This window comes from Mesorhizobium sp. M7A.F.Ca.US.014.04.1.1, from assembly GCF_003998745.1.
Lineage (GTDB): Bacteria > Pseudomonadota > Alphaproteobacteria > Rhizobiales > Rhizobiaceae > Mesorhizobium > Mesorhizobium ciceri.
The window spans coordinates 1-906 of sequence record NZ_RZRW01001177.1 but is presented as its reverse complement, the minus strand read 5'-3'; the positions used below and the strand labels follow the sequence as shown (position 1 = coordinate 906).

Annotated in this window: 1 protein-coding gene and 1 pseudogene; one reads left to right on the top strand and one right to left on the bottom strand. The window is 69.4% G+C overall.

Features of this window, described 5'->3' with window-relative positions:
• A partial coding sequence (locus EOA22_RS35390; protein WP_245478784.1) for a LysR substrate-binding domain-containing protein occupies nt 1–566 on the top strand: 566 nt, incomplete at its 5' end.
• Here the strand turns inward: EOA22_RS35390 and EOA22_RS35385 are convergent.
• Nucleotides 499–906: pseudogene (locus EOA22_RS35385) on the bottom strand (TetR/AcrR family transcriptional regulator); the annotation flags it as partial. The gene EOA22_RS35390 and the pseudogene EOA22_RS35385 sit on opposite strands and share 68 nt — an antisense overlap.

Sequence of the window (906 nt, the reverse complement as noted above, 5' to 3'; positions counted from 1 at the left end):
TCGGCACGCTCGGCCTGATCCCCGACCATGTCGTCAGCGGTCAGGCCGACCTTGGCATTGGCGGCCTGCTGGGCGATGTCGACGTGAACCTTGTGCGCATCGGCTTCATGTCGATCGTGCTGGCCGCCGCGCCCACCCACCCGCTGGCCTTGCTGCCGAAACCGGTGGCGATCGAGGATGCGCGCGAACACACCCAACTTGTCGTCACCGACCAGTCGGAGCGCACCAAGGGGCGCGACTTCGGCGTCTATGCCTACCGTACCTGGCGGCTGACGGATGTGCGCACCAAGCATATGCTGATGCGCGAGGGGCTGGGCTGGGGCGGGCTGCCGCGCTGGCTGATATCAGACGACCTGGCGAGCGGCCGGCTGGTCGAGATCGACCTCGAATCCTTCAGGGAGGGGAGCTCGCCGCTGTTTGCCATGCATCGCAGCGATCGCAGCCCGAAGCCGGCGGCGGCCTGGCTGATCGACCAGTTCAAGCGCCAGCTCGGCTGCTTCAACGAGTTCGAACCGGGCGAGGTGCCGGATGAGGAGCACGAGACAGCCCATCGATCAGCGCCATGAGCACGGCGCGGTAATCTTGCGCTGAGGCGCCGGCCTCGATGGCCAGGGCGGCACGGTCGCAGGCGGAGCCGAGCAGTGCTGTCAGCGCGTCGGCCGGCAATCTCGTCATCGTCTGCGCCCGCATCGCCGCGACCAGCCCTTCGCGCAGAGAGCGGTTGCCCCGGCGCTTGCCGATCGCGTCCATGGCGGCGCGGCCAAGCACGGCCGGGCCGTCGAGCAGCAGCAGCCGCGTGCGTCCGGGCGCGCGCATGGCGGCGAGATAGGCGTCGGAGCCGGCAATCAGCGCGTCATGGGCAAACAGCGATGGCGGCGAGGCGCGCTCGATCTCCTCGGCGACCGC